The organism is Paenibacillus turpanensis, from assembly GCF_011421635.1.
GTDB classification, from domain to species: Bacteria; Bacillota; Bacilli; order Paenibacillales; family YIM-B00363; genus Paenibacillus_AK; species Paenibacillus_AK turpanensis.
The window spans coordinates 56,189-82,082 of the sequence record NZ_WTLI01000001.1; the positions used below are offsets into that span (position 1 = coordinate 56,189).

The following is a 25,894-nucleotide window of genomic DNA, read 5'->3' on the forward strand; positions in this document are numbered from 1 at the left end:
TTTTTAACCAAACAAAAAGCCTCCCGCCAAAAAGGCGCGAGACATTGTTTACTTCATCAGATTACGGAAAAAGGATCGGTTCGTCAATCGATAATTTCCGCCAGATCGCCGTTCTTCACTCCGGCCGCATTTGCTTCGTCGGTATCGATATGCATATCCAGCGCGAATTGATCGGAAACTCTGGCTATCACGTGTTCAAACACGACACCGCGTTCTCCGCCTACTCTTACGCGCAGCTCCTGCTGATCCGCAACTCCCATACGTTCGGCATCGCTCGTATGGAAATGGATGTGGCGCGCTGCAACGATTACGCCTTTATCTACGGTCACCTCGCCTTTCGGGCCGACAATCGTGATTCCCGGCGTGCCGTCAATTTTGCCAGACTGCCGAACCGGCGCCGGAATGCCAAGCGTAAAGGAATCGGTGCGCGAAATTTCCAGCTGCGTTGCTCCTCTTGCCGGTCCTAAAATGCGGACTTTATCAAAACGTCCCTTCGGTCCGACAACCGCTACCTGCTCTTCTGCCGCGAATTGGCCGGGCTGCGACAGCGGTTTGAACTCTTTAAGTTGATAACCGGCGCCGAACAAAATTTCAATGTGCTCCGGGGATAAATGAATGTGACGTGCTGATACACCAACAGGTACTTGCTTCATATGGGTTCCGCCTCTCTATCTGAACAATGTTTATGTATGGTTTCCTACTTAGTATAACATGTAACGCAAAAAGGCATACGGGTGAGTCGGCCCGCATGCCTAATTGTGCGAAACTTATCGGAATTCTGCAACCAATTTGTCAAAATACTCCTGCGAAAGGGTAAGATCCTGCTTCGCAAGCGCTTCTTCCTTAAAGCCAACAACGAGATTTTCGTAGCTCTTTTTGGTTTTATCTTGATAAATAAGGCCTGTCAGCATACCGTTTGTTTCCATCAACTTCGTCATAGCGCCGATCCGGTTCGAGTTATCGTAGTCTGGAGTCTCTTCCAGATCAACAATGTTTTCTTTGAACCAATCATACGTATTGATTTTGTTGAAGGTTACGCATGGGCTGAATACGTTAATTACGGAGAAGCCTTCATGCTTCATGCCTTCTTCGATCAAGGAAGTAAGCTGCTTCAGGTTACTCGAGAACGATTGAGCAACAAACGTTGCACCGGCTGCCAATGCGATTTCAAGAGGGCTAAGAGTCGTCTCAATGGAACCTTCTGGCGTACTCTTCGTCTTGAAGCCTTCCGCACTGCGCGGAGACGTTTGACCCTTCGTCAGACCGTAAATTTGGTTATCCATGATGATATAAGTTACGTTCATGTTACGGCGGATCGCATGGACCGTGTGGCCCATACCAATCGCAAAGCCGTCACCGTCGCCGCCTGCAGCAATAACAGTCAGCTCACGGTTAGCCATCTTCAGGCCTTGTGCGATTGGCAGTGCGCGGCCGTGAATGCCGTGCAGGCCGTATGCGTTAATATATCCGGAAATCCGGCCGGAGCAGCCGATACCGGAAACCACTGCAAGATTTTCTGGCTCAAGGCCTACGTTAGCCGCTGCGCGCTGAATTGCCGCTTGTACGGAGAAGTCTCCGCAGCCCGGACACCAGTTAGGTTTAATATTATTACGAAACTCTTTAAAAGTTGCCATGATTAAATCAGCTCCTTGCAAGCTTTATGAACTTCGGACGGGATGAACGGTGTGCCGTCGTATTTGAGTAAGTTTTTAATTTTTTCGCCATTCCCGACATGGAGCTTAATTTGGTCAGCCAGCTGGCCTGTTGCGTTGTTTTCCATTACAACAACCGTCTTGGCTTGCTTCACGCGTTCTGCAACCTCTTCTGTTGGGAACGGGTGGATTTGGCGAACCGTCATGTGAGCGGTTTTGATGCCTTCCGCTTCCATACGTTCACGTGCTTCATCAATCGTACCGCCGGTAGAGCTCATGCCAACGATGATAATATCCGGGTTTTCATGATTCGTCTTGTAGTGAATTGGGTTTTGAATACGCAGCTTGCTCATCTTACCCATCCGCTTATCCATCATCTTCTTACGGTTGATCGGGCTTTCCGATGGGCGTCCTTCCTGATCATGCTCAACGCCTGTTACATGGTGAATACCATACTTCATGCCAGGAACGACACGCGGGGAAATGCCGTCTTCCGTAAATTCGTAACGCTTGAACAGCTTATTGTCTTCAAGAGCTGGAAGCTCTTCTGTAGCCAGCTTGCCTCGGCGGATTTCCACGTTCTTGAAGTCGATGCCTTCCGCCGTTTGCTTACCAAGGGAAAGCTGGAGGTCGGTGATCAAGATAACCGGGCACTGATACTCTTCTGCCAAGTTAAACGACTCAATCGTGTCGTAGAAGCACTCTTCCACTGTGCTCGGCGCGATAACGATCTTCGGAATTTCACCGTGCGTACCGTAAATCATCGCGTTCACGTCGGATTGCTCCTGCTTTGTTGGCAAGCCTGTGGATGGACCACCGCGCATCGTGTTCACGATAACAACCGGAGTTTCCGTCATACCGGCAAGGCCGATGCCTTCCATCATAAGCGACAAGCCAGGACCAGCAGATGCCGTCAAGGAACGAACGCCGCCGTAGTTCGCACCGATCGCCATGGTCACAGCGGAGATTTCGTCCTCCGTCTGAATTACCGTTCCGCCAAGCTTCGGAAGCTTCTTAATTAAGTACTCCATGACTTCGGAAGCCGGAGTGATCGGGTATGCCGGCATAAAGCGGCATCCGCCTGCTACTGCGCCAAGACCGATCGCTTCGTTGCCGATCATGAACAATTTTGCTTGACCGTCGGAAGGCTCAAGCTCGAATTCTTTCAGCGGTCCGCCCGCTTGATCCAGAATCGATTGCGCGCCGCGGCGAACAGCCTCTACGTTCTTCTCCACGATCGCTGCGCCTTTGCGGCCAAACTCTTCTTCAACCGCTTTTTCGAATATTTCGAGCGGCAATCCGAGAAGCGCCCAAGATGCGCCGGAAGCCGCCATGTTTTTGAATAGCGAGGTGCCGAGATCCTCTGCAATTTGTGTAATTGGAACCGGGAACAGTCTTACATCCGCAATTCCTTCTGGAAGTGTAGGATTGAATTTCGCATCGGCAACAACAACACCGCCGTTACGAAGCTCATGTGCGTTCAAGTCAATGGTCTCTTGGTCGAACGCAACCAGAATATCAAGATCATCGGATATTGCACGAATCGGCTTCGTACTGATCCGGATTTTATTATTTGTGTGTCCGCCTTTAATCCGGGAAGAGAAATGTCTGTAGCCGTACAAGTAGTAGCCCAGTCGGTTTAATGCGGTCGAGAAAATGCGGTCAGTACTTTCTACGCCCTCACCTTGCTGTCCACCGATTTTCCAAGACAATTGACTAATCAAAACGCCCATCTCCTTTGATATGTGTGAAGCGCCAATAAAAATATCTTTTCACGAGTCAAATAAAGTTTATGACGCTCGCCCTAAAATTGCAAGTGCTTTCTTATTGTTTTAGTGATAGCTATTTTCGATGAAATTCATACAATATTGAGATTGATTCTTTCAATTATTGTTCGCTTTCCGCTTTTATTTTATGAAAACGCTTGTGCGAAGCTTTTTCTCAGCCCTGCTGCCCGATAGGAAGCTGGTCGGACAAAAACTCGTACATATTGCGCCAAACGATACGTTCCACCAACTCTTCGCTGTAGTGCTGCTGAAGAAGCTCATAAAACTCAGCCAAGCTTTCACTTCTTTCCAAGCCTTCAATCCACACATCAATGCCGTCCCAATCCGAACCGATTCCGATCTGTTTTTCTCCCCCTAGAGAGCAGACATGATCAATATGTTCCAATACGTCGACCGCCCGCACCTTCCCCTTAGCTTTTACAAACCAAGGGACAAACGTGATCCCCATTCGGCCGCCCGTGCGAATGATTGCCTTAATCTGTTCATCCTTCAAGTTTCGCGGATGCGGACACAGCGAATACGCATTGGAATGCGAGGCTATAATCGGCTTCGAGGAAATTTGCAGGAGCTCCCAAAAACCGTTCTCCGACAAATGGGAAACGTCAAGCACCATGCCTAGGCGATTGCATTCCCGTACCAGCTCCCGGCCTTTTCTCGTAAATCCGCCCCCGCGCGGCTCCATAATGCCGTCAGCCGCCCAATTCGCACTGTTCCACGTAATTCCAACCGCCCGTACCCCAAGCCGGTACAGCGTACGGAGACACATTAAGTCCGCGTCGAGTCCATCCGCTCCTTCCAGCGTAAGCATGGCTCCGATTCTCGCATTCGATGTAAAAAGCTGCTCCAAGTCTTCTCGTGTAACGATAGGAGTCATTTGCGGGTGGGAGAGGATATGAGAATGATACAAATCCACTTCCTTCAAAATATGTGAAAAGTTCGGCTCCCCGAGTTCCTGAGAAATGTATATGGCAAAGGTCTGAAGCTTCACACCGCCCTTGCGCAAACCTGGAAGTGTGACGTCCAGCTGCCCTTCCCGATCAAATGAAAGACGAGGCTCGTTCATTAGCTTACTCAACACATCGCAATGCAAATCGATCCAACGCATGTTTCGTCCCCCCCAAAAAAATGAAAACCTCTAATGCGTAGGATCGCATCCAGAGGTTTCATGTTTTAGACGTTTCAAATGTTGTTGACGTCTACGTTACCGCGGTTCTACAATGAGCTTGATTGCCGTTCGGTCTTCCCCATCAATCACAATATCTGTAAACGCAGGAATGCATATCAAGTCTACACCGCTCGGTGCGACAAAGCCCCTTGCGATGGCTACCGCCTTAATCGCTTGGTTTAGCGCCCCGGCGCCGATCGCCTGCAGCTCTGCTGCTCCGCGCTCGCGCAGTACTCCGGCTAACGCTCCTGCTACGGAATTTGGGTTGGACTTAGCGGAAACTTTTAATACTTCCATTATCAGTACCTCCTCGGGGACTGCTACTTTCGTCCGGTACTAATAATTATTCAGAATCCGTAAAAAAATGACTATTTTGCTTAGAACCAAGCTCTATTGCCTTCCGCGGCACTTTTTTGAGGTAAAACGACTTCCTACATTTATTCAGGCCTAATCCATTACAAAGTCATTTTCGTACTGGCGTATTTTCGTTATGCTGCGCGCCTTCCCCGTTTCCTCGTCCATATCGATCGCGACGGCATGCAGCATCCACTGGCCTTCGGCCACGGTAAAACGGACAGGAAGCTGGGTTTTAAACTTGTTCAGCACTGATTCCTTGTCCATACCCAATACGCCTTCTCTAGGGCCTACCATGCCGACATCCGTTATGTACGCTGTACCGTTAGGCAAAATGACGTCATCGTTCGTTTGTACATGGGTATGGGTCCCCACCAGTGCGGAGGCTCTTCCGTCGATATGCCATCCCATCGCTATTTTTTCCGACGTTGCCTCGGCATGAAGATCAACTAATATACATTTTGTTTTTTTGCGGAGTAAAGCTAGCTGCTCATCCGCTTTGCGAAACGGGCAATCCAGGGGTGGCAGAAACGTTCTTCCCTGCAAGTTTAAGATGCCTAGCTCCTTGTCTCCGGCCTTGATGACTGCCGCCCCCTTACCGGGCGTACCCGGGGGAAAATTGGCCGGACGCACCATTCTCGGCTCGTCATCGATAAACTCGAACACTTCCTTATGGTCCCATGTATGATTGCCCATCGTTAGTCCATGAACGCCGAGCTCAAACAGCTCGTGCGCTACTCCTTTGGTAATCCCCTTGCCGCCGGCAGAATTTTCCGCATTGGCAATGATGATCTGTGGGTTATACTTTCTCTTGAGTGCTGGCAGCGCTTCTTTTACCGCCCGTCTGCCCGGGTTTCCAACGATGTCACCAATGAAAAGTACTAGCACGTAAGCTTTGCCTCCCAAACTATCGGATGATGAAAGAAAAAGTGGCGCATCGGCCACTTTTTCCAGGTTTGCGAAATTATTTCGCGTATTCAACTGCACGAGTTTCCCGAATAACCGTAACCTTAATATGTCCCGGATAATCGAGCTCGTTTTCGATCGTTTTGGTAATGTCTCTTGCGAGACGGAACGCTTCGGTGTCGTCGATCTTTTCCGGCTGAACCATGACACGAACCTCACGACCAGCTTGGATCGCATACGACTTCTCGACTCCGTCAAACGATTCGGAAATTTCCTCAAGGCGCTGAAGGCGCTTGATGTACGTTTCCAGCGTTTCACGGCGTGCGCCAGGACGTGCGGCAGATAAAGCATCCGCTGCCCCAACGAGCATTGCGATGACCGAAGTCGCTTCACAGTCGCCATGGTGGGAAGCAATAGAGTTGATCACGACCGGATGCTCTTTGTATTTCTTCGCCAATTCGACGCCGATTTCTACGTGAGAGCCTTCCACTTCATGGTCAAGAGCTTTGCCGATGTCATGAAGCAAGCCGGCACGCTTTGCCAGCGTGACATCCTCGCCCAGTTCCCCAGCCATAAGTCCGGTTAGGTAAGCAACTTCCATTGAGTGCTTCAACACGTTCTGACCATAGCTTGTCCGGAACTTGAGCCGGCCCAAAATCTTGATCAGATCTGGATGCAGTCCGTGTACGCCAACCTCGAATGTAGCCTGTTCCCCGTATTCACGAATACGCTCGTCCACTTCACGGCGGGATTTTTCAACCATCTCTTCAATACGAGCCGGATGAATACGTCCGTCAGCGACGAGTTTCTCAAGCGATGTTCTTGCGATTTCTCTTCGAATCGGATCAAAACCAGAAAGAATAACCGCTTCAGGCGTATCGTCAATAATAAGATCGATACCGGTCAACGTCTCAAGCGCGCGAATATTGCGTCCTTCGCGGCCGATAATTCGACCCTTCATTTCTTCATTCGGCAAGGTTACAACAGAGACCGTTGTTTCCGCGACATGATCCGCAGCACAACGCTGAATCGCCATCGTAATAATTTCTCTGGCTTTCTTGTCGCCCTCTTCCTTCGCCTGCTGCTCAATTTCTTTAATAAGCTGGGAAGTTTCGTGACGAACCTCCTGCTCCACGTTGCTAAGAATAATCTTTCTTGCTTCTTCCGTTGTTAAACCAGAGATCCGTTCCAGTTCGCTGACCTGCTGCTTGTACAACGAATCGATTTGTGCTTGAGTTTCTTCGATCCGCTTCTCTTTGTTGGTGATTTGTTCTTCTTTGCGCTCGAGGGACTCCATTTTTTTATCCAGCGATTCCTCTTTTTGCAACAACCGTCTTTCCAAACGTTGCGTTTCATTCCGACGCTCGCGAATGTCTTTCTCCGCTTCAGAACGAAGTTTGTGGATCTCATCCTTCGCTTCCAGCACCGCTTCCTTCTTTTGCGCCTCGCCATCCTTTTGAGCATTTTCAAGGATTAAACGCGCCGCTTCTTCCGCACTGGAAATTTTCGCTTCTGCAAAGGACTTCCGAATAAAATAACCAATCCCTAAGCATGCTGCACCAACAACGAGAACGATCAAAATCCAGATCACAGGATGCATCTGATTCACCTCCTCGTTGCATCACCAAGGGGTAAGCTTGGGATTTTTGTAATTGTCTCTTCCATTTCAACACACATTTTGATATTTGCGATTTCGCCAGAAAAAATAAAAAATACGGCGAAAAAAAGAAATATACAAGTTATATTGTAGCTTTTGCGTTAGAAAAATGTCAAGACAAGCTTATACTGCTTTTGTCGGCTTTTCATTGGGTATTTTGGCAAATAAAAAGCCGCCTTCGGAAAAATCCGTTGGCGGCTCTGAGCGATACGGTTCTTGTAATCAGCTAATCCTCTTCTTCCCATCCATTCTCCGGCTCGGCATCAACATCCGATCGCTGCTCCAATTCACGCAGCACCCTTTGAACTAACGCTCCTGTGAATCCTCTGCGCATTAAGAAAGAAGCTGTTTTATGCTTCCGTTCGAGCTTTGTTTGATAGGTTCTCGCCCATTTTTTCGCACCGGCTTCCAGCGCCACACGAAATTCGTCCTCTGGGTTGATTTCTTCAAGAGTATGCTGGACAAGCGTCTTGGCGACACCCTTCTGCAGCAGTTCCTGCTGAATCAGCCTTCGGCCCTTCTTTTGATAATAAATGCGGTTTTCGGTCCACAGCTCCGAAAATTGCTCGTCGTTCACATACTTGTCCGCAACAAGGCGGTCCATGGTGTGATCAATAACCTCGGAAGTAAATTGCTTGGAGGCAAGCTTATCGCGCACTTCTTTGGCCGAGCGTGGTTTTCGGCCGAGAAACCGGAGTGCCGTCGCATACGCCGTTTGCTTCTCCTCCGCATCGAGAATCGTCTGAATGCCCTCTTCATCAATCGGCTCGTTCTTAAAGAGACGAAAGCGCACCAACACGTCTTCATGCACGGAAAAAGCATAGGAGCCTTCAACAAAAATATTGTATCGGCTTCGATTTTTCGGCTGCTGCTCGACGGCAGAAATCCGCCGGATCGGCTCGTCCTTCATTCGCTGTCAACTACTCCAAGAGCGAAAGCTCTTCTTCTTCTTCGTCAACATCCGCCCCGGTCTTCGGGAACGGGCCTCCGAGGTTGCTTGCTTCGCGGATCTTTCTTTCAATTACTTCAGCAATTTGCTTGTTGTCCTTCAGGAACTGCTTCGAGTTCTCCCGGCCCTGACCGAGACGCTCGCCTTCGTAAGAGTACCAAGCGCCGCTTTTGTTCACAATATCCATTTCAGTAGCAATATCAATGATGCTGCCCTCGCGGGAAATGCCTTCCCCATACATAATGTCAAGCTCTGCTTGTTTAAACGGAGGCGCCACCTTATTCTTTACAACCTTAATGCGGGTACGGTTACCTACGACATCGTTACCGTTCTTAATCGATTCCACACGGCGAACATCCAATCGTACAGAAGAGTAGAACTTTAACGCACGTCCGCCCGGAGTGGTTTCCGGGTTTCCGAACATAACCCCGACCTTCTCACGGAGCTGGTTAATGAAGATAGCAATCGTCTTCGACTTGCTGATCGCTCCGGACAGCTTACGAAGCGCCTGCGACATTAAACGTGCCTGAAGGCCGACGTGGGAATCTCCCATCTCACCCTCGATTTCCGCTTTCGGCACGAGTGCCGCAACGGAGTCAACAACAATGATATCGACCGCATTGCTTCGTACCAGCGCCTCGGCGATTTCAAGCGCCTGTTCGCCTGTATCCGGCTGCGACAGCAGCAGCTCGTCAATGTTTACGCCAACCTTGCTCGCGTAAAGTGGATCAAGAGCATGCTCGGCGTCAATAAAAGCAGCTTGTCCGCCGGCTTTCTGCACTTCCGCAATGGCGTGAAGCGCCACTGTTGTTTTACCGGAGGATTCCGGCCCGTAAATTTCAATAATCCGACCGCGTGGGAAACCGCCAATTCCCAGTGCGATATCAAGTGCCAGCGCACCCGTCGGAACTGTTTCCACCTGCATATGGGTGGATTCGCCCAATTTCATAATCGAACCTTTGCCAAATTGCTTTTCAATTTGACGTAATGCCATTTCCAATGCCGCGCGACGATCCGTCAACGAATTCACTTCCCTTTTCCTATTCGATATGATTCCATCATTCATTGCATACATTCAAGCCTAGAAGGCGTGTTTACTAGATAAAGCTGTAAAGCTATCAGCTTCTTTTCTCTCTACTATCATACCGCCTTTCGATAGGTTTGCCAAGCTTTTTATCGAACATACATTCGATTATTTTGTGAACGGCAAACAAAAAACCGCAGCACACCAAAAACGTGAGCTGCGGTTCTTCCGCAATGATTGCCTTTATTATAGCTTAACCCCGCTCCAGCGGCAAGACTATTTTAACAGCGTCCAAAGGCGGTAAAACGCCGATTTGGCGGCGCGCAGCTTGATCAGACTGCGGTTCCCCCGCAGCGAGAGCTTAAACACCTGCGGCTCTCCCCCGGGGCCGGCCACGCCGACAAACACGAGTCCGACGGGCTTCCCTTCGGATTCCGCCGGTCCAGCAACGCCTGTGACCGACACGCCGTACGTTGTGCCGAACCGCTGCCGTACCGCCGTCGCCAAGGCAAGCGCCGTCTCCTCGCTCACCGCTCCAGGAGCACCTTCGCCTTCTAAGAGCTCTGACGGCAAGCCTAACAATTCCCGCTTCACTTGATTGGTATAACATACGATGCCCCCAGCAAATATGTCGGAGGAGCCGGGAATTGTCGTAATCATGTCGCTCAGCAGTCCGCCCGTACAGCTCTCGGCTAGGGCAAGCGTCTCGCCGCGCTTAGTCAGCAGCGCCATGACTGCCTGCTCAATCGAAATATCTTCCGTCGCATACAGATAATCTCCGACCCGTGCCCGGATCTCCGCTTCCGTTGTCGCAATTTTTGCGGCACCTTCCTCCACTGAGGAGGCTTTGGTCGTCAGCCGGATCGTCACTTCCCCTTCTTTGGCATAAGGGGCAATGGAGGGGTCCTGCTGCGAATCGATTAAATCAATCAAGGCATGCTCGAGGGACGATTCGCCGATGCCCGCGAACTTCAGCATCTTGGAGAAAAGCGGCTGCTCATCACCCATCATTTTACGAATCCAAGGAATGCTGTACTGCTCAAACATTGGCTTCAGCTCGCGCGGAGGTCCAGGAAGCATCATATAAAGCGTGCCGTCATGTTCATAAGCCGCGCCGACGGCCATGCCGGTGTCGTTCATTAGAGCGTCTGCCCCTTCGGGCAGCAAAGCCTGACGGGCATTACTCTCTACCATCGGAATCCCGCGTTCCTCGAAGAAGGAGCTGATTCTGCGCATCGATTCCTCATGAATGACCAGCTTACGCCCGGTAAACCCCGCAACCGCATCCTTCGTAAGATCGTCCTGGGTTGGTCCAAGCCCTCCGGTCAGCAGCACCAGATCCGCCCTTTGCTTGGCAATGCGGAGTGCCTCCTCCAAGCGTAGAGCGTTGTCACCGACGACGGTTTGAAAATAAACGTGAACTCCCAAACCTGCCAGCTGCTGCGATAAGTACTGAGCATTCGTGTTTACGATTTGTCCGAGAAGCAGCTCTGTCCCGACTGCAATAATTTCTGCTTTCATACAGCCACCCGCTATGCTTTATTTTTAGGGAAATGCAGTACGTTCTTATTTTTCCAAAAATAATCGATTCCAGAGTAAATCGTTATAATTGCCCCTGCCCAGCTGGCCAAAAGATCAAAACGGAAATGGATGAATGCAAATGGGAAGTTGTTCAATAATATTGCAACAATCATCGTAATTTGTATGCCGGTTTTCCATTTCCCCCATGTGGATGCAGCCATAACAGTGCCTTCGAGCAGCGCAACCTGCCGCAGCCCTGTTACTGCAAACTCTCGCGAGATAATGACGATCGCGATCCAGGAATCCAGCTTTTGCATATCGACAAGCGAAATCAAAACCGCTGCGACCAGCAGCTTGTCAGCTAACGGATCAAGCAGCTTCCCCAAATTGGTGACCATCTTCTTCTTGCGCGCAATGTAGCCGTCCAAACCATCGGTGCTTGCCGCAACAATGAAAATAAAAGCAGCAATAATTTGATTGTATGTAATGGAAAAGTCCTCGAGTTTAATCGAGGGCAAATCCAGCTTGACCAGCAAAAAAAACACCATAACCGGCACTAAAAAGATGCGTAGCAGCGTAATTCGATTCGCTAGGTTCATCCGACCGCCACCCCAGACAAGTCGTATTCGAACGCATGGGTAACCTTGACTCGGCAGAAATCGCCAAGCTTTAAATCCTTGCCCTTCACAAACACTTCTCCGTCGATTTCCGGCGCGTCATATTGAGATCGGCCGATATAAATATCATTTCGCCCGTCGTAGCGCTCAAGCAGCACATCAATCTCCTGTCCAACGAGACGTTCGCCAACCTGAGAGGAAATACCGCGCTGAATTTCCATTAATGTATTGGCGCGCCATTCCTTTACTTCATCCGCAACCTGGTCTGGAAGCCGAGCTGCGGGAGTATCCTCTTCCTTCGAGTACGCAAACACGCCCATCCGGTCGAACTTCATCTCTTGCACAAACGAAGATAACCGTTCATAATCCCCTTCGGATTCTCCCGGAAAGCCAACGATCAGCGAGGTGCGCAGGAACACATTCGGAATCCGCTCGCGAATCCGCGATACAAGCTCGCGTGTATCCCGCTGACGGCCTGGACGCCGCATTCTTTTTAGAATGCTGTCTTCACTGTGCTGAAGCGGCATATCGACATACTTGCATATCTTCGGATTGCTTGCCATAACCTCAATAAGCTCGTCCGTAAAAAAGCCGGGGTAAGCATAATGCAGCCGCACCCAACCGATTCCCTCGACTTCGCTAACCCGCTGCAGCAGCTCAGGCAGCATGAAACGGTCGTACAGATCGGTGCCGTAGTTCGTTGAATCCTGGGCGATGAGGCTGATTTCCTTCACACCCTGAGAAGCAAGCTGCTCAACTTCGCCAATGATCGATTCAATCGAACGGCTGCGGAATTTGCCCCGCATGATCGGAATACTGCAGAAGGTGCAGGCGTTATCGCAGCCTTCCGCAATTTTTACGTAGGCCGTGTATCTCGGCGTCGTTACTTTACGCGGCAGCTTCTGCTCATAGTTGAACACCGGATTTCCAACGTAAATCGGTTTTTTGCCGGCCAGCGCCTTGTCGACAATTTCATTGATTCGGTGAAAATCGCCCGTACCGACGATCCCGTCGATTTCCGGCATCTCCTCCAGCAGCTGTTCCTTGTAGCGCTGGGTTAGGCAGCCGGAAACGATCAGCGCCTTCAGGTTACCGGTTTCCTTCAGATCCGCAAGGTTCAAAATCGTGTTGACCGACTCCTCCTTTGCGGCATCAATAAAGCCACACGTATTAACGACGATTACGGTGGCTTCTTCTTTATCTTCTACAAGACGAAGGCCATGTTCTGCAACAAGACCCGCCATGATTTCAGAATCAACTAAGTTTTTCTCGCAGCCTAACGTCACGAATTTAATCTTCTCTGTCATTTCCACCGCGCCTCCTATCCCATAAAGTATAATATAGACGTTTCTCCAGTGTCAAAAAAAGAGACCTGTCGGATTTCCCCAGGTCTCTTCCTGATTATCTGTAGTTTACAAATTGCAAATCAATATCAAGGTCGGCCCCGCGCAGCAGCTGAATGACTGCTTGAAGATCATCGCGGCTTTTTCCCGTTACCCGGATCTGATCGCCTTGAATTTGCGACTTCACTTTCAACTTCGAATCGCGGATCAGCGTGTTGATTTTTTTGGAGATATCTTGGCCGATTCCCTGCTTTAAACCAACCCGCTGCCGCACCGTCCCTCCGGAAGCAGGCTCAATTTTACCGTAATCCAGATTCTTTATCGGCACACCGCGTTTAATCATCTTGGATTGCAGCACATCAATTACGGCGTTGAGCTTAAACTCATCGTCGGAAAGGATCACTAAAGCGTCCTTTTCTAGATCGAACTTCGTTTTCGTTCCTTTAAAATCAAAACGATTTTCAATTTCCTTCTCTGCCTGCTGAATGGCATTCGTTAATTCCTGCATGTCCATTTTCGAAACAATATCAAAAGAGCTTTCCGAACTCAAGACGTACACCCTTTCCCGAAAAAATAACAAATCCTAACTTTCATCATACCAAAACCAATCACACAAAGAAAGGCACCCGTTGAAACGGCTGCCCTTCCCCTTCACCCTTGTTCAATTATGCTCGATTGCGCTCAGGCTGTCTGAACATGTCCAAAATACCGAGAACGATATGGGCAAGTCCGAAGCCAAAAATACCGTACCCCCATTCGTCAGGGGTCAAATACCAACCGAGCAAGCTTACGATGACACCCAAACCAGTAACAATCCAGCTGACGGTCATAAGACACCTCGCTTCTATCGTAATGGCTGAACTTGTCATAGCTTGCCCGGCCGAACGCCAGTTATTCACATTATTGCTGCGTGCCTTGGGAGATTACGAGTCGAATCCGCTTCGGATTCGGTTGGTCCCCCGTATCGATTTCGACGCCATTGACATTTAGCTTCACCGCATTGGCAGCGCCCAAGACCATGTACACATCGTGGGAGTATTCCCACGACATCGAGTCACCCTGCTTTAAGGAGCCTTGATAAAGCATATCTCCCTTATCGTTCTGCTTATTTAAACCTACCCAGCATGCGCGGCCGTCCAGCGTAAGCTCGATTTTCATGCTTCCTGCTTTTACGGCGTAGACATCGACATTGTTTTGGTTTTCAACAAATTCAACCGCCGCTTCCTGCTTAGCCGGCTGCTCCGGCACTTGAGCTTGAGGGGCTGCAGGTGCCTGCTGCTCAGGAACTACCTGCGTTTCACCTTGATTTTGATAAACGGCTCCTGTAACATCCTTCGGAAGCTCGGAAGCAAGCTTCGGCGTAACCCGTGTTTCTTCTACGGATTGATCCCTTGGAGGAAGCGTCTTTAAAAAGTAAAAGTAAATGGAGCCCAAAATCAGCATTGCGAAGCACACCATAAGCATTGTTGAAGCCGCTTTGCTGAACCGTTCTGCTCCTATGCCCCGCGGCCTCCTGCGAGTGACAGGCTCAATTGGCTGCTCAACAGCCGGTTGAGGAATCTCACCCTTATACATTTCGAGCACCTCGTCTGGATCGAGGCCAACCGCTTCCGCGTAGCTTTTGACAAAAGCCCGAACATAAAAGCTGCCGGGCAATGCACTTAATTGTCCTTCTTCAATGGCTTCCAGGTATCGTTTTCGGATTTTCGTCGCTTCCTGGAGCTCATCAAGCGTTAATCCTTTTTCTTCCCTTGCTTTCCGAAGCAATTGTCCTAAGTCCGACAACCTTTTCACCTCCAGAATTTCAAAACTCAGCAGTAGTACTTACATTAAAACCCTTCATAGTTGGTCGTAAACGTTTCGTATGTAATCTCTTCTTCCGGATTGTTGCGCAATTCGACGATATAATCGAATGCATCGTACGTGTAATGCGATTCACGAATAAAAATGTCCGGATGTTCGATTACCTTGGTGGACGGCATCGCCATAATTTCCTGCAAAAGCGTGTGGTGCTTCTCGTTTGATCGGATCGTGCTTACAATTCCATCGATAATAAACACGTTGTTCGGGTTATATTCATCCTCTGACAGCTGACTGCGAACCGTTTGCCGGAGAAGAGTCGAGGAAACAAAGGTCCACCGTTTTTTTGCACAAACGCTTCCGGCAATAATCGATTCGGTTTTTCCGACCCGAGGCATACCACGCAGTCCGATGACTTGGTTGCCTTCCCGCTTAAATATTTCACCCAAGAAATCAACCAGAAGTCCCAGTTCATCGCGGGTAAAACGAAACGTTTTACGGTCATCCGAATCCCTTTCAATATAACGTCCGTGACGTACTGCAAGGATATCCACCAATTTAGGGGCGCGTAAAGCGGTTACGGTTATATTGTCCACTTTTTTTAGCATTTTACCCATCAAATCGATTTTTTCGTCATCATCCGACTGCAGCAGCAGCCCACGGGTTTTATCCTCTACTCCATTAATTGTAATAATATTAATGCCGAGCATGCCGAGCAGAGACGCGATGTCTCCAAGCAATCCGACACGGTTTTTATGTATTTTATATTCCATATACCATTCTTTTACTTCTTTATTCTCCATACTTGGTGCTCCTCTGCCTTCTTAATAGGTCTCCTTTCCTTACTTCTACAGGCAAACAGGGATTTCCTTCCCATGGGGCCAAAATAACTAAAATGTATGGAAAAAGCCTCCGTTCGGAGGCTTTTTCACTTTATATCCAAAATTTACGCGTTCTTTTCAGCAAGCTTGAACATCAAGTGAGCGATCGTTTTCTTTTCTTGCTCGTCCGCTACATTCCACAATTCCTGCAAAACGCGCTCTTCATCATTTTTCGGATCTACTTTTTTCGCAAGGAAATCGCCGATTTCTTTGGCTAAGTTTGTAATAACCTCTTCATTCATGCCGGTTTGCTTTGCGTTTTGTACACGCTCGCCCAAAAACTCTTTCCATTTATCCCAATACGTCAAAACTGTTGTCATTTTTCTCTTCCTCCCTTTGAAGTTTATTAAAATAACAGTTGTAATATGTGCGGAAAGGGAGGTGTCTATTCATAATGAATGAGCCGAGAAAAATCAGGTGATCCAGCCGCCGTTCGGGGAAATAATTTGACCCGTAATATAGCTTGATTCAGGCAACGCGATAAAATAAACGAGCGATGCAATTTCATCAGGCTGAGCAAATCGCCCTGCCGGAATTTCCTGCTGGAGCATCTGCCGGTCTTCTCCTTGCAGAGGATCGTTCATCGCCGTTTCGACCACTCCGGGAGCGACTGCATTGACCGTTACTCCGGAAGGGGCCAGCTCCTTAGCCAGCGCTTTAGTAAATGCATTCACTCCGCCTTTGGCAGTGGAATAGGCGACTTCGCACGAAGCCCCTGAAATCCCCCACACGGACGAAACATTAATGATCCGACCGTATTTTTGCTGCAGCATGTATGGCAGAAAGGTCTGAGTACAAAGGAACATGCCCTTGAGATTAATGTTCATGACATTATCCCAGTCCTCCTCCGATAAATCCTGCAGTAAACCATAATGCGCAACACCCGCATTATTCACTAAAATGTCCGGGAGCATTTGATGCTGCTCCAGCTTATCCCGCATGCGCTCGATTTGTTCCTTTGAACGCAAATCGGCGGAAATCGTCAGTACGTTAACGCCGTAAGCTAAACAAGCACGAGCCACCTCATTGGCGGATTCATGCGAATGTAAATAATGAATGACAATGTTAAAACCCGCGGAGGCGAACCGTTGTGCGACGGCAGCACCAATTCCTCTGCTGCCGCCGGTTACAAGCACGCACGATTCCGCAAAAGACTTTTGCGTCATATGTTCTCTCTCACCCGTTCGCTACGATAGATACGGCCAGCTGCGGCCATTGAATATGCTCGCGCATACGCTGGTTTACATCGTCCAGCGTAAACGACTCATATGTGGAAATGACATCAAATAAATCGGTATCGCGGAACTTAAACTTCGTAAACTCATTCGCGATCGCTTCCGGCGAATTGAGCATCCGCAAAAACCCGCCGATTCGCTTTTTCCGTGTTCTCTCGAAATCAGCAGCAGCAATGCCGCTTTCAAGCACCCGATTAAGCTCCTCTTGAATTCGGGACAGCAGCAACTCAGGATCGCGGGTATCTCCCCCCATAATGGAAAAAGCGTAATCCGGAGCACTGTTATACTCATGTCCAAACGAATCGGAAATCAGGTTTTCATCGTAAAGCTTTTGATAAAGCTCAGAGCTTGGATTCAGCAAAATATCCAATGTCAGCTTTGTCAGCAGCTCGCGGCGCAGCAGAGCGTCCCCGCTTTCCCCGACAGGCGCTTCCTTGAAGCCAAACAAGCATTTCGGCTGAGATACCGGAAGCTTTACTACCTTTTTGGCGGAACGAACCTCAAGCGGCTCCTCATTAAAGAAGCGGAAAATTTCGCCCTGCTCAGGGAAAGTCTTCTTTGCCTGATTATCACGAATCATGCGCATGAGCCGTTCTGCATCGAAGCCTCCAACAACAAATAGGAGCATGTTCGACGGATGATAGAACGTCCGGTAGCAGGTGTACAGCGTTTCCTTCGTAATTTCACCGATGGATTCTACCGTGCCTGCGATATCGATATGCACCGGATGCTGCTGATACATCGTTTCGATCAATCCGAAATATACGCGCCAATCCGGATTATCCTGATACATTTTAATTTCTTGGCCGATAATACCCTTTTCCTTATTTACATTTTCATCGGTAAAATAAGGGTTTTGCACGAAGTTAAGCAAAGTCTCCACATTTGCTTCAATATGCTCGGTAGCGGAGAACAAATAAGCCGTGCGGTCAAACGATGTAAACGCGTTGGAAGACGCTCCCTGCGAAGCAAAGGTAGCAAAAATATCGCCGGTAGGCTCCTCAAACATTTTATGCTCCAAAAAATGGGCGATACCGTCCGGAACATGAACCTCTTCCGAGCCTTCGACTTGGAAATGGTTGTCGATCGAGCCATAACGCGTGCTGAATGTCGCATACGTTTTTTGAAAGCCCACCTTTGGCAGAAGATAAACCTGCAGCCCGTTGGGCAGTGTCTCATGATACAAAGTTTCATTCACCTTTGGATACTCAAGCGTTTGCATTCGCAAATACCTCCTTCCGGTCGCGCAGGAAATAGATCGTATCAAGCCGCACGCCTTCCGCTACCCGTTTGATGGCATCAAGTCCGGTCGTTTGCACCGCTTCAATCAGCTGCGCGGTTGTTCTCTCCCGGCCGGAAAGCACCGTATTAAAGTCAAACATGATCATCTCGTAAGCACTGTCTTGAATTTCGCGAAGCTGGTTGACAATCATTGCACGCGTTTGCGCGAGCTCCAAATCGGAGATCTCGCCTTTCTTAATCGCTTCGAGCTGCTTTAGAATAATGTCGACCGCTTTCTCGTAGTTGGCAATTTCGATACCCGATTGAATGGTCACAATTCCTTTATGCCCATCGAATCTGGAGGAAGCGTAATACGCCAAGCTTTCCTTTTCCCTCACATTCGTAAACAGCTTTGCATGCGGGAATCCGCCCAAAATGCCGTTATACAGCAATGCTGCAGGGTAATCCTCGGAGGCGTAATGTGCAGCGGAGCGAAGGCCCATATTCAGCTTGCCTTGGTTGACCTCCATTTCCTCCGTTACACGTTTCACCTCGCGCACCGACTGTTTGCCGTATTCCATCCGGTACTCCACGGATTGTGCTCTTCCTTCGATTCGGAAAAAACGGTTCACATAATCCTCTACCTGCTCCGGAGTCGTTTCTCCCACCACATACACGTCGATCGGCGCCTTCGCTAACCATTCCCGATAAGCGGCAAACAGCCCTTCCGGTGTGATGGCAGGCAGATCCTCCAGCTTGCCGAGCGGGTGAAGCCGGTACGGCTCGCCCTCGCACATTTCTTCCAAGCAGCGTTCGGCGGCGTAACGGATCTTATCGTTTATGATCGACTGCAGCTTGCGCTCAAGCGTTTTTTTCTCCGCTTCAACATATTTCGCCAAAAAACGGCCGTTTTCGGTTGCCGGCTTCGTAATCGTTTCTCCTAAAAATTTAAAGGATTGCTCCAGCAGTGAATCTGCGGTTTGTACGAAACGATCGTTTATCACATCCATCCGGAACTGTACCATTTGATAATCTCCGCGCTTATACACATCAAAGCCGAAGCCTGCTCCGTACAAATCATCAAGCCGCTCGCGGAACTGCTTTGTTTCCGGGTAGGCTTCATTGCCCCTGCGCAGAACAAAAGGAATTAATGCTTGCTTCGTAATCGTATCTTCACGCAGCGGAGCACCGATAAAGACGGAAACCGCAAAGGTTTTGAACCGGTCGGTCGGCAAGACATGCAGTCGAATACCCCCGGCGGTTTGGCGTTGAAATACAGACGTTTGGGTCACGGTCATTACTCCCTTCCTGTTGCCCTAGGATATACATTCCATTATATACCTTTTGCAGACAAAAAAAGAAGCAACCAGACGATCGAATTCCTCTCGGCTGCTTCTTTTTCCGACAACTACATACAGAAAATATGTTTACCAATCGTTTTAACCTGCGGTCTTGTCCAAATCCATTTGGAAGTCGCCGTTACCGGGTTGAAGTAATACAGGCACCCGCCGCTCGGATCCCAACCGTTGAGAGCGTCCTGTACCGCCTGGCGGGCACGATCATTCGGTGTCAGCCAAATCTGTCCGTCGGCTACTGCTGTAAACGCACCCGGCTGGAAAATAACACCGGATGGCGAGTTTGGAAAGCTTGCCGATTCTACACGATTAAGAATAACAGCAGCCACGGCAACTTGTCCTTCATAAGGCTCGCCGCGAGCCTCGCCGTATACGGCGTTCGCCATAATTTTCAGCTCTTCCTCGGAAAAGCCGCGATGCGAGGAGCTTGCGATGCGGGTCGCTCCTCCGGCCGCTTGCGTCTTGGTACCGGCGGCTGCCCCTGCATTCGTTCCGCCCCCGCCTTGCCTTGGGGCAGCTGTATTCTGCTGGTTCGCTCCCGGTCTCCATTGCTTCGTTGCATTATAAAGCTTGACCTTTGTTTTGGCGCCTACGACTCCATCGACCTTCATACCGAATTTGTATTGAAAATCTTTTACTGCACGGGAAGTCTGCCAGCCAAATTCACCGTCAATCGGACCTTTGTAATAGCCCAAATGCTGAAGCCGGCCCTGTAATTCTTCTACATCCTTACCTTTCGCCCCGTAAACGAGGATGGCGTCGCTAAATGTCGGCTTCACATTCAGAGCGTCTGCGACCTGAAAGAACATGACAGCACAAAGGATTAGGGAAGCCAAAATCACTACCAAACGTTTGTTCATAAAAAGCAACAACCTCTCTCTACATGATGTGGCAAATTTACGTTTAGTATGAGAAAGGTTGCTTGCTTCTATTCGGTTTTTAGGAAGGGATCCGGCTTTGCTGCAGCTGCTCCAAACTCATCAGCACTTCACGAGGCTTACTTCCCTCATAAGGACCGACAATTCCTTTAGCTTCCATCGTATCAATAAGGCGTGCCGCTCTTGTGTAGCCGACGCGCATTCTCCGCTGCAGCAGGGATACCGAGGCCTGCTTCGCCTCCACGACAATTTGCACCGCTTGATCAAATAACTCATCCAGCTCCAAATCATCCTCGCCGCCGGATTCCTCGATCTCCGGCACCAGCTCCTCGCGATACTCCGCTTGCGCCTGGTTGCGGGAATAGGTAACGACAGCCTCAACCTCGTCGTCGGACAAGAAGGCCCCCTGCACGCGAAGCGGCTTTGAGGCGCCTACCGGCATAAACAGCATATCGCCTCGTCCAAGCAGCTTCTCCGCGCCGACGGAATCCAAGATCGTCCGGGAGTCGACCTGCGAGGATACGCCGAAGGCGATCCGCGACGGGATATTCGCTTTAATGACCCCGGTAATAACATCAACCGACGGACGCTGCGTGGCAATAATCAAATGAATGCCTGCGGCACGAGCCATTTGCGCAAGGCGGCAAATCGCATCCTCGACATCTCCGGCCGCAACCATCATCAGATCGGCAAGCTCGTCCACAATCACTACAATGAACGGCAAGAGCGGCTGATTGTTTTGACGCTGAAGGTTGTTATATCCTTCCATATTACGCGTACCTGACTTCGAGAAAAGCTCATAGCGCTTTTCCATTTCCACCACGACCTTCTTCAAAGCCAAGGAAGCGCGGCGCGGGTCGGTAACAACTGGAGCAAGCAAATGAGGAATGCCGTTATACACATTCAGCTCCACCATCTTCGGGTCAATCATTAAAAATTTAACCTCATCCGGCTTTGCCTTATATAAAATGCTCGTGATAATCCCGTTAATACAAACGGATTTCCCCGATCCTGTCGCACCAGCGACGAGCAAATGCGGCATTCTGGCTAAATTGGCTACGATCGGCGTGCCCGAAATATCTCTTCCGAGCGCAATCGTCAGCTTTGCTGAAGACTCATGGAACACAGAGCTTTCCATAACCTCCCGCAAGGTGACCATCGATACCTCCGTATTCGGCACCTCAATTCCAATCGCCGATTTACCAGGGATCGGCGCCTCCATTCGGATATCTTTGGCGGCCAGCGCCAAGGCAATATCGTCCGTTAAGCTTACTATCCGGCTGACCTTCACTCCAGGTTCCGGGTAAACCTCATAGCGGGTTACAGCAGGACCGATCGTGGCAGGGCCGACAGAGGCCTTTATACCGAAGCTTTCCAGCGTTGAAGCAAGCTTTCGCCGGCCTTCATCATTCGATCCCGAGCTCCCTTTCGAGCCGCCCTGCGGCCGGTTTAACAAGCTGAAAGGCGGCAGCTGATAAAACTGCTCCGGAGAATCCGGTCTTATCAAATTCGCTTCTCCTTCTTCATCTAGAAGAGCGGCATCGGTTAGTTCCGCTTGCTGTGCAGGCTGCTGGGCCAATTCCTCAGGGTATTGATCCGTAGCTCCCGTCACGAGTGCCGGCGAATCGGAATATCCCTCATCCGCCGTTTCAGGGACATCCATTAGGGTGACATTTTTAAACTCTTGCTTTGGTTCATCCTCTTGCAGCGGTTCAAAAGGTTCATCCTCAAAAGGATTTACGTCATGCGGAGTCGCTTTTCCTTTCGCAGATGCGCTTTTATCCCGAAGTATCACATCGTCAAGAGAAGGCTCATCGTCCTCATCCCAGTCCTCTGCTTGAGCGGACGCGGCTGACTTCGGCTTCTGCAGAAGCTCAAAAAACAGCGTACCCTTTTTCTTACCTGCAGGCTTTTCAAAATAAGTTTCTTCATCAAAATCATCCGTAAACACCGGTTTTTTCTCCGGCTTTGCCTTGCTGCGCTTTAAAGCTCCTCCGCTTTTTTGCTTTTCACCCGACACTTCCTTCGCGCGAATGCCAAGCTGACGGAAAACGGCACGAATGACCTCTCTAACCTTTTGCACGATATCGACATACGACTTACCGGTGATCAGCAGGAAGCCGAGAATAAACAACGTATATTGGATGAGCCTTGCTCCCCAAATATCAAACAGCATAAACAAAACGGAAAACATCGCTGCTCCGGCCATTCCGCCGCCGGCTTCCAGCTTCAGCCAGCGCTCGCCCGACGTCATGCCGTCAATTAAAAACAGCCACGATTCCGAAAGGATCGAGCCTGCGGTGTAATCCACCACGGGATGCAGCCTCGCAAACAGGTCGATATGGCTCATCAGCACGAAACCGAGAAGCACCAGCAAAATTCCCGTCTTGCGGGAAGACCAAGCGGCCGGCCATTCTCTGCGGATCATAATGCGAATCGCTGTAAAAATAAAGACGAGTGGAATCACCCAATCCCACTGCCCGATCAAAAAACGAAACATATAGGTAAGCGAATGTGCGACCGTCCCTTGGCGGGATAGGGCTATCACCGACAAAATTAAAATGATTATGCCGTACAGCTCAAACTTGACACTCGTTTTCAGGGATTTCCCAGTTGTTCTTTTTTTGCGCTTAGCCAAAATTACGACACCCCCAGAGCTCTATTATAGCATAGAACCCTAGGGGTGGACATCCTTACCAGTATGACAGCCTTCTTATACACCAAGCTTCGGCTGCAGTTGAATGGTTGTACCTGGAGCGTATGCCGGGTTTAAATACGGGGCAGGATCGGCAGAAATGAGTCTGACGATTTGCGCCTGATTCGCAGAAATATACCGTACCTGCATAAGAAGTCCCCCGTATTCGATTTCCTCCGGAGCTTCAATATCTTCCGAGCCCTCCATGATCATCTCAAGAGGAACTATCGAATGGATCATGTTAATGCACTCCTTTGGCACCGGCTGTGGCCGTGCCTCTTCTTTCTTCGATCCGTCTATTGAGCTCTCGAATCGCCTCGCCAACGCCGCCGACCGCATCGATTAAGCCGTATTTCACGGCATCGTGACCGATGACCGTCGTACCGATATCGCGAGTCAGCTCTCCTGTTTTAAACATGAGCTCCTTCAGCTTCTCCTCGCTTATCTTCGAATGCCCTACGACAAACCGGATAACCCGCTCCTGCATTTTGTCCATATACTCAAAGGTTTGCGGCACACCGATTACCAGCCCGTTCAGGCGAATTGGATGAATCGTCATCGTAGCTGTCTCGGCGATAATGGAATAGTTGGATGAAACCGCAATCGGAACACCAATACTATGCCCTCCGCCCAGTACAAGCGTCACGGTTGGCTTGGATAACGAAGAAATCATTTCAGATATAGCGAGACCTGCTTCGACGTCTCCGCCTACCGTATTGAGAATCACCAGAATCCCTTCAACCTTAGAGTTTTGCTCTGCGGCTACAAGCTGCGGAATTAAGTGCTCGTACTTAGTCGTTTTATTTTGCGGCGGAAGCACCATATGGCCTTCAACCTGCCCGATAATCGTTAAGCAAAAAATATTCGATTCCACAGCGGGAGTTGCGGTTTGCCCAAACTGCTGAATCGTTTCATTGACAATCCCTTTCTTTTTATCCGTTTCCGGCATTTCGGGTTGTTCACCTTTTGGTTTTTCGTTCATTGCGGAAATTCCCTCCTGTGCGGTTCCAGACTCTTTCATTCCTAATCTTCCCTAGTATGGTTGAAATCCGTCCAAATATTCACAGATGGTGGATGCGAAAAAAGCCCCGCGGTCTGTTGACCGAGGAGCTTTCCGGAGTGTCGGTTATGGTGAGTGATGTTTCGTCAAACTTCCATAATGATCGGTAAGATCATTGGACGTCTTCTGGTTTGCTCGTATAAAAATCGTCCGAGAGCATCTTTCACATTTGTTTTTAAAGATGCCCATTCATTTACATTTTCGCCCATTAGCTTCATTAATGTGCCGGTAACGATTTTGTTCGCTTCATCAAGCAAGCCTTCGGATTCGCGAACATAAACGAAACCTCTGGAAATAATATCTGGACCAGACAAAATTTTCCCTTCTTGCTTGCTGATTGTTACAACTACAACAAGAATTCCGTCTTGAGACAGCAATTTGCGGTCGCGAAGAACAATATTTCCAACATCTCCGACTCCCAAACCGTCAATCAAGACATTTCCTGCAGTCACTTTATTTCCTTTACGAGCAACACCGTTTTGAATTTCAACGGTATCGCCATTGTCGACGATAAAAATATTTTCCTTTTCCATGCCTACCGCCTCAGCTAATTGTCCATGCTGGCGGAGCATTCGGTATTCACCGTGAATCGGAATGAAATATTTAGGCCGCATAATGTTGAGCATGAGCTTCAGCTCTTCTTGGCTTCCGTGACCGGAAACGTGCATTCCCGTTTGCGAGCCAGGACCGTAGATTACGTTGGCACCAAGACGGAAAAGCTCGTCTACAGTACGCCCTACAAAGCGTTCGTTGCCCGGGATAGGCGTAGCCGCAATGATTACAGTATCTCCCGGTAAAATATCCACTTTACGGTGAGAAGAACGAGCCATACGAGTCAGCGCCGACATTGGCTCCCCTTGACTGCCTGTAGACAAGATCGCTACCCGATCCGCTGCCAGCTTCCCAACCTCTTCCGGCTCAATCAGCATGCCTTCCGGGATGTTTAAGTAACCAAGCTCCTGCGCAATGGATACCACATTGACCATACTACGGCCGATGACCGCTAGTTTACGGTTGGAAACATAACAAGCATCGATAACCTGCTGTACACGGTGTACATTCGATGCGAAGGTCGCTACAACGACACGCTGCCGCGCCGAACGGAAAACCTCTTCAAGCTGTGCGCCTACGACACGCTCCGAAGGAGTAAATCCAGGCCGTTCTGCATTGGTACTATCGGACAATAAAGCGAGAACGCCCCTGTTCCCGATCATGCCCATCTTATGCAAATCAGCATGCTGCTCATTTACCGGTGTGTGATCAAATTTAAAGTCACCGGTATGAACCACATATCCTTCCGGTGTATCTATACAAACGCCTACCGAATCCGGAATACTGTGATTCGTTCGGAAGAACGTTGCTGTCAAGCCGCCCAATTTCACTTCGGAATCTGCATTGATCAGAATCCGTTTCGTTTCGCCGAGCAAGCCGGCTTCCTTTAATTTACTTTCGATAAGTCCAAGGGTAAGTTTTGTTCCAAATACGGGTACGTTCAGATGTTTCAGCACATACGGCAGCCCGCCGATGTGATCTTCGTGACCGTGTGTGATTAATATTCCGCGTACTTTATCGCGATTTTCCGTTAAATACGTAATATCCGGAATAACGATGTCGACCCCAAGCATATCCTCTTCTGGGAACTTAAGTCCGCTATCAATCACTACAATGTCATTTCCGTACTGAACGACATACATATTTTTGCCAATTTCGCCCACGCCGCCAAGAGCAAAAATGACCACTTTATCCATATTCTTTTTTGACAAGAGAGTTCCTCCTCAGTGTTATTGACGACGA

At 49.4% G+C, this 25,894-nt stretch carries 25 protein-coding genes; all 25 read right to left on the reverse strand.

Going from position 1 to position 25,894, the window contains the following annotated elements:
• Positions 1-83: 83 nt before the first annotated feature.
• Positions 84-653 carry a phosphate propanoyltransferase gene (locus GQS10_RS00270; protein WP_166237813.1) on the reverse strand — a complete coding sequence of 190 codons (570 nt, stop codon included), beginning with the start codon at positions 651-653 and terminating at the stop codon, positions 84-86.
• A 114-nt stretch (positions 654-767) separates the two neighbouring features.
• On the reverse strand, positions 768-1,634 hold the full coding sequence (locus GQS10_RS00275) for a 2-oxoacid:ferredoxin oxidoreductase subunit beta (protein WP_166237815.1): 867 nt from the start codon (positions 1,632-1,634) through the stop codon (positions 768-770).
• A 2-nt stretch (positions 1,635-1,636) separates the two neighbouring features.
• Complete coding sequence (locus GQS10_RS00280) at positions 1,637-3,376, reverse strand: 2-oxoacid:acceptor oxidoreductase subunit alpha (protein ID WP_166237817.1); 1,740 nt, start codon at positions 3,374-3,376, stop codon at positions 1,637-1,639.
• A 217-nt stretch (positions 3,377-3,593) separates the two neighbouring features.
• The gene (locus GQS10_RS00285; protein WP_166237819.1) at positions 3,594-4,544 is read right to left on the reverse strand and encodes a dipeptidase; all 951 of its coding nucleotides are present in this window, start codon (positions 4,542-4,544) and stop codon (positions 3,594-3,596) included.
• A 96-nt stretch (positions 4,545-4,640) separates the two neighbouring features.
• Positions 4,641-4,901: a stage V sporulation protein S gene (locus tag GQS10_RS00290; protein WP_006286829.1), complete on the reverse strand. Its 261-nt coding sequence runs from the start codon at positions 4,899-4,901 to the stop codon at positions 4,641-4,643.
• 150 nt (positions 4,902-5,051) lie between these two features.
• Positions 5,052-5,846, reverse strand: coding sequence for a TIGR00282 family metallophosphoesterase (locus tag GQS10_RS00295; RefSeq protein ID WP_166237820.1), 795 nt, complete (start codon positions 5,844-5,846; stop codon positions 5,052-5,054).
• 76 nt (positions 5,847-5,922) lie between these two features.
• A complete protein-coding gene (rny, locus tag GQS10_RS00300) occupies positions 5,923-7,464 on the reverse strand; it encodes a ribonuclease Y (protein ID WP_166237822.1) in 1,542 nt (513 codons plus the stop codon).
• Between the two features lie 283 nt (positions 7,465-7,747).
• A complete protein-coding gene (locus tag GQS10_RS00305; RefSeq protein WP_166237824.1) occupies positions 7,748-8,431 on the reverse strand; it encodes a RecX family transcriptional regulator in 684 nt (227 codons plus the stop codon).
• 10 nt (positions 8,432-8,441) lie between these two features.
• Complete coding sequence (recA, locus tag GQS10_RS00310; protein ID WP_166237826.1) at positions 8,442-9,491, reverse strand: recombinase RecA; 1,050 nt, start codon at positions 9,489-9,491, stop codon at positions 8,442-8,444.
• 279 nt (positions 9,492-9,770) lie between these two features.
• Complete coding sequence (locus GQS10_RS00315) at positions 9,771-11,015, reverse strand: competence/damage-inducible protein A (RefSeq protein ID WP_166237828.1); 1,245 nt, start codon at positions 11,013-11,015, stop codon at positions 9,771-9,773.
• 11 nt (positions 11,016-11,026) lie between these two features.
• A complete protein-coding gene (gene pgsA, locus GQS10_RS00320) occupies positions 11,027-11,614 on the reverse strand; it encodes a CDP-diacylglycerol--glycerol-3-phosphate 3-phosphatidyltransferase (protein ID WP_166237830.1) in 588 nt (195 codons plus the stop codon).
• Positions 11,611-12,939: a 30S ribosomal protein S12 methylthiotransferase RimO gene (rimO, locus tag GQS10_RS00325; RefSeq protein ID WP_166237844.1), complete on the reverse strand. Its 1,329-nt coding sequence runs from the start codon at positions 12,937-12,939 to the stop codon at positions 11,611-11,613. Before rimO ends, pgsA begins: the two co-directional genes overlap by 4 nt.
• A 94-nt stretch (positions 12,940-13,033) precedes the next feature.
• Positions 13,034-13,525, reverse strand: a complete 492-nt coding sequence (locus tag GQS10_RS00330) for a YajQ family cyclic di-GMP-binding protein (protein ID WP_166237846.1) — start codon at positions 13,523-13,525, stop codon at positions 13,034-13,036.
• A 115-nt stretch (positions 13,526-13,640) separates the two neighbouring features.
• On the reverse strand, positions 13,641-13,805 hold the full coding sequence (locus tag GQS10_RS00335; protein WP_166238319.1) for a DUF4175 domain-containing protein: 165 nt from the start codon (positions 13,803-13,805) through the stop codon (positions 13,641-13,643).
• Positions 13,806-13,875: 70 nt separating this feature from the next.
• Positions 13,876-14,760, reverse strand: coding sequence for a helix-turn-helix domain-containing protein (locus tag GQS10_RS00340; protein ID WP_166237848.1), 885 nt, complete (start codon positions 14,758-14,760; stop codon positions 13,876-13,878).
• A gap of 44 nt (positions 14,761-14,804) precedes the next feature.
• Positions 14,805-15,578, reverse strand: coding sequence for a DUF3388 domain-containing protein (locus tag GQS10_RS00345; RefSeq protein ID WP_166237850.1), 774 nt, complete (start codon positions 15,576-15,578; stop codon positions 14,805-14,807).
• A gap of 143 nt (positions 15,579-15,721) precedes the next feature.
• Positions 15,722-15,976 (reverse strand): DUF3243 domain-containing protein, encoded by a 255-nt coding sequence (locus GQS10_RS00350; RefSeq protein ID WP_166237851.1) that lies wholly within the window; start codon positions 15,974-15,976, stop codon positions 15,722-15,724.
• Between the two features lie 93 nt (positions 15,977-16,069).
• Complete coding sequence (gene ymfI, locus GQS10_RS00355; RefSeq protein ID WP_166237853.1) at positions 16,070-16,822, reverse strand: elongation factor P 5-aminopentanone reductase; 753 nt, start codon at positions 16,820-16,822, stop codon at positions 16,070-16,072.
• A gap of 10 nt (positions 16,823-16,832) precedes the next feature.
• The gene (gene yfmH, locus GQS10_RS00360) at positions 16,833-18,113 is read right to left on the reverse strand and encodes an EF-P 5-aminopentanol modification-associated protein YfmH (protein WP_166237855.1); all 1,281 of its coding nucleotides are present in this window, start codon (positions 18,111-18,113) and stop codon (positions 16,833-16,835) included.
• Positions 18,100-19,410, reverse strand: coding sequence for an EF-P 5-aminopentanol modification-associated protein YfmF (gene yfmF, locus GQS10_RS00365; protein ID WP_166237857.1), 1,311 nt, complete (start codon positions 19,408-19,410; stop codon positions 18,100-18,102). The genes yfmH and yfmF overlap by 14 nt, the downstream gene beginning before the upstream one ends.
• Positions 19,411-19,520: 110 nt before the next feature.
• A complete protein-coding gene (gene sleB, locus GQS10_RS00370; RefSeq protein ID WP_166237859.1) occupies positions 19,521-20,327 on the reverse strand; it encodes a spore cortex-lytic enzyme in 807 nt (268 codons plus the stop codon).
• A gap of 79 nt (positions 20,328-20,406) precedes the next feature.
• Positions 20,407-22,983 (reverse strand): DNA translocase FtsK, encoded by a 2,577-nt coding sequence (locus GQS10_RS00375; RefSeq protein ID WP_166237861.1) that lies wholly within the window; start codon positions 22,981-22,983, stop codon positions 20,407-20,409.
• Between the two features lie 75 nt (positions 22,984-23,058).
• The gene (locus GQS10_RS00380) at positions 23,059-23,280 is read right to left on the reverse strand and encodes a YlzJ-like family protein (protein ID WP_166237864.1); all 222 of its coding nucleotides are present in this window, start codon (positions 23,278-23,280) and stop codon (positions 23,059-23,061) included.
• Position 23,281: 1 nt separating this feature from the next.
• Complete coding sequence (locus GQS10_RS00385; RefSeq protein ID WP_166237866.1) at positions 23,282-24,022, reverse strand: ClpP family protease; 741 nt, start codon at positions 24,020-24,022, stop codon at positions 23,282-23,284.
• 164 nt (positions 24,023-24,186) lie between these two features.
• Positions 24,187-25,863, reverse strand: a complete 1,677-nt coding sequence (locus GQS10_RS00390) for a ribonuclease J (RefSeq protein ID WP_166237868.1) — start codon at positions 25,861-25,863, stop codon at positions 24,187-24,189.
• Between the last annotated feature and the right edge of the window lie 31 nt (positions 25,864-25,894).

What these genes read in the sequence shown, in the direction of transcription:
- GQS10_RS00270 (WP_166237813.1), bottom strand. Translation starts at nt 653, where the DNA reads ATGAAGCAAGTACCTGTTGGTGTATCAGCACGTCACATTCATTTATCC.
- GQS10_RS00275 (WP_166237815.1), bottom strand. Translation starts at nt 1,634, where the DNA reads ATGGCAACTTTTAAAGAGTTTCGTAATAATATTAAACCTAACTGGTGT.
- GQS10_RS00285 (WP_166237819.1), bottom strand. Translation starts at nt 4,544, where the DNA reads ATGCGTTGGATCGATTTGCATTGCGATGTGTTGAGTAAGCTAATGAAC.
- GQS10_RS00290 (WP_006286829.1), bottom strand. Translation starts at nt 4,901, where the DNA reads ATGGAAGTATTAAAAGTTTCCGCTAAGTCCAACCCAAATTCCGTAGCA.
- rny (WP_166237822.1), bottom strand. Translation starts at nt 7,464, where the DNA reads ATGCATCCTGTGATCTGGATTTTGATCGTTCTCGTTGTTGGTGCAGCA.
- GQS10_RS00305 (WP_166237824.1), bottom strand. Translation starts at nt 8,431, where the DNA reads ATGAAGGACGAGCCGATCCGGCGGATTTCTGCCGTCGAGCAGCAGCCG.
- GQS10_RS00315 (WP_166237828.1), bottom strand. Translation starts at nt 11,015, where the DNA reads ATGAAAGCAGAAATTATTGCAGTCGGGACAGAGCTGCTTCTCGGACAA.
- pgsA (WP_166237830.1), bottom strand. Translation starts at nt 11,614, where the DNA reads ATGAACCTAGCGAATCGAATTACGCTGCTACGCATCTTTTTAGTGCCG.
- rimO (WP_166237844.1), bottom strand. Translation starts at nt 12,939, where the DNA reads ATGACAGAGAAGATTAAATTCGTGACGTTAGGCTGCGAGAAAAACTTA.
- GQS10_RS00335 (WP_166238319.1), bottom strand. Translation starts at nt 13,805, where the DNA reads ATGACCGTCAGCTGGATTGTTACTGGTTTGGGTGTCATCGTAAGCTTG.
- GQS10_RS00345 (WP_166237850.1), bottom strand. Translation starts at nt 15,578, where the DNA reads ATGGAGAATAAAGAAGTAAAAGAATGGTATATGGAATATAAAATACAT.
- GQS10_RS00350 (WP_166237851.1), bottom strand. Translation starts at nt 15,976, where the DNA reads ATGACAACAGTTTTGACGTATTGGGATAAATGGAAAGAGTTTTTGGGC.
- ymfI (WP_166237853.1), bottom strand. Translation starts at nt 16,822, where the DNA reads ATGACGCAAAAGTCTTTTGCGGAATCGTGCGTGCTTGTAACCGGCGGC.
- yfmH (WP_166237855.1), bottom strand. Translation starts at nt 18,113, where the DNA reads ATGCAAACGCTTGAGTATCCAAAGGTGAATGAAACTTTGTATCATGAG.
- yfmF (WP_166237857.1), bottom strand. Translation starts at nt 19,410, where the DNA reads ATGACCGTGACCCAAACGTCTGTATTTCAACGCCAAACCGCCGGGGGT.
- sleB (WP_166237859.1), bottom strand. Translation starts at nt 20,327, where the DNA reads ATGAACAAACGTTTGGTAGTGATTTTGGCTTCCCTAATCCTTTGTGCT.
- GQS10_RS00380 (WP_166237864.1), bottom strand. Translation starts at nt 23,280, where the DNA reads ATGATCCATTCGATAGTTCCTCTTGAGATGATCATGGAGGGCTCGGAA.
- GQS10_RS00385 (WP_166237866.1), bottom strand. Translation starts at nt 24,022, where the DNA reads ATGAACGAAAAACCAAAAGGTGAACAACCCGAAATGCCGGAAACGGAT.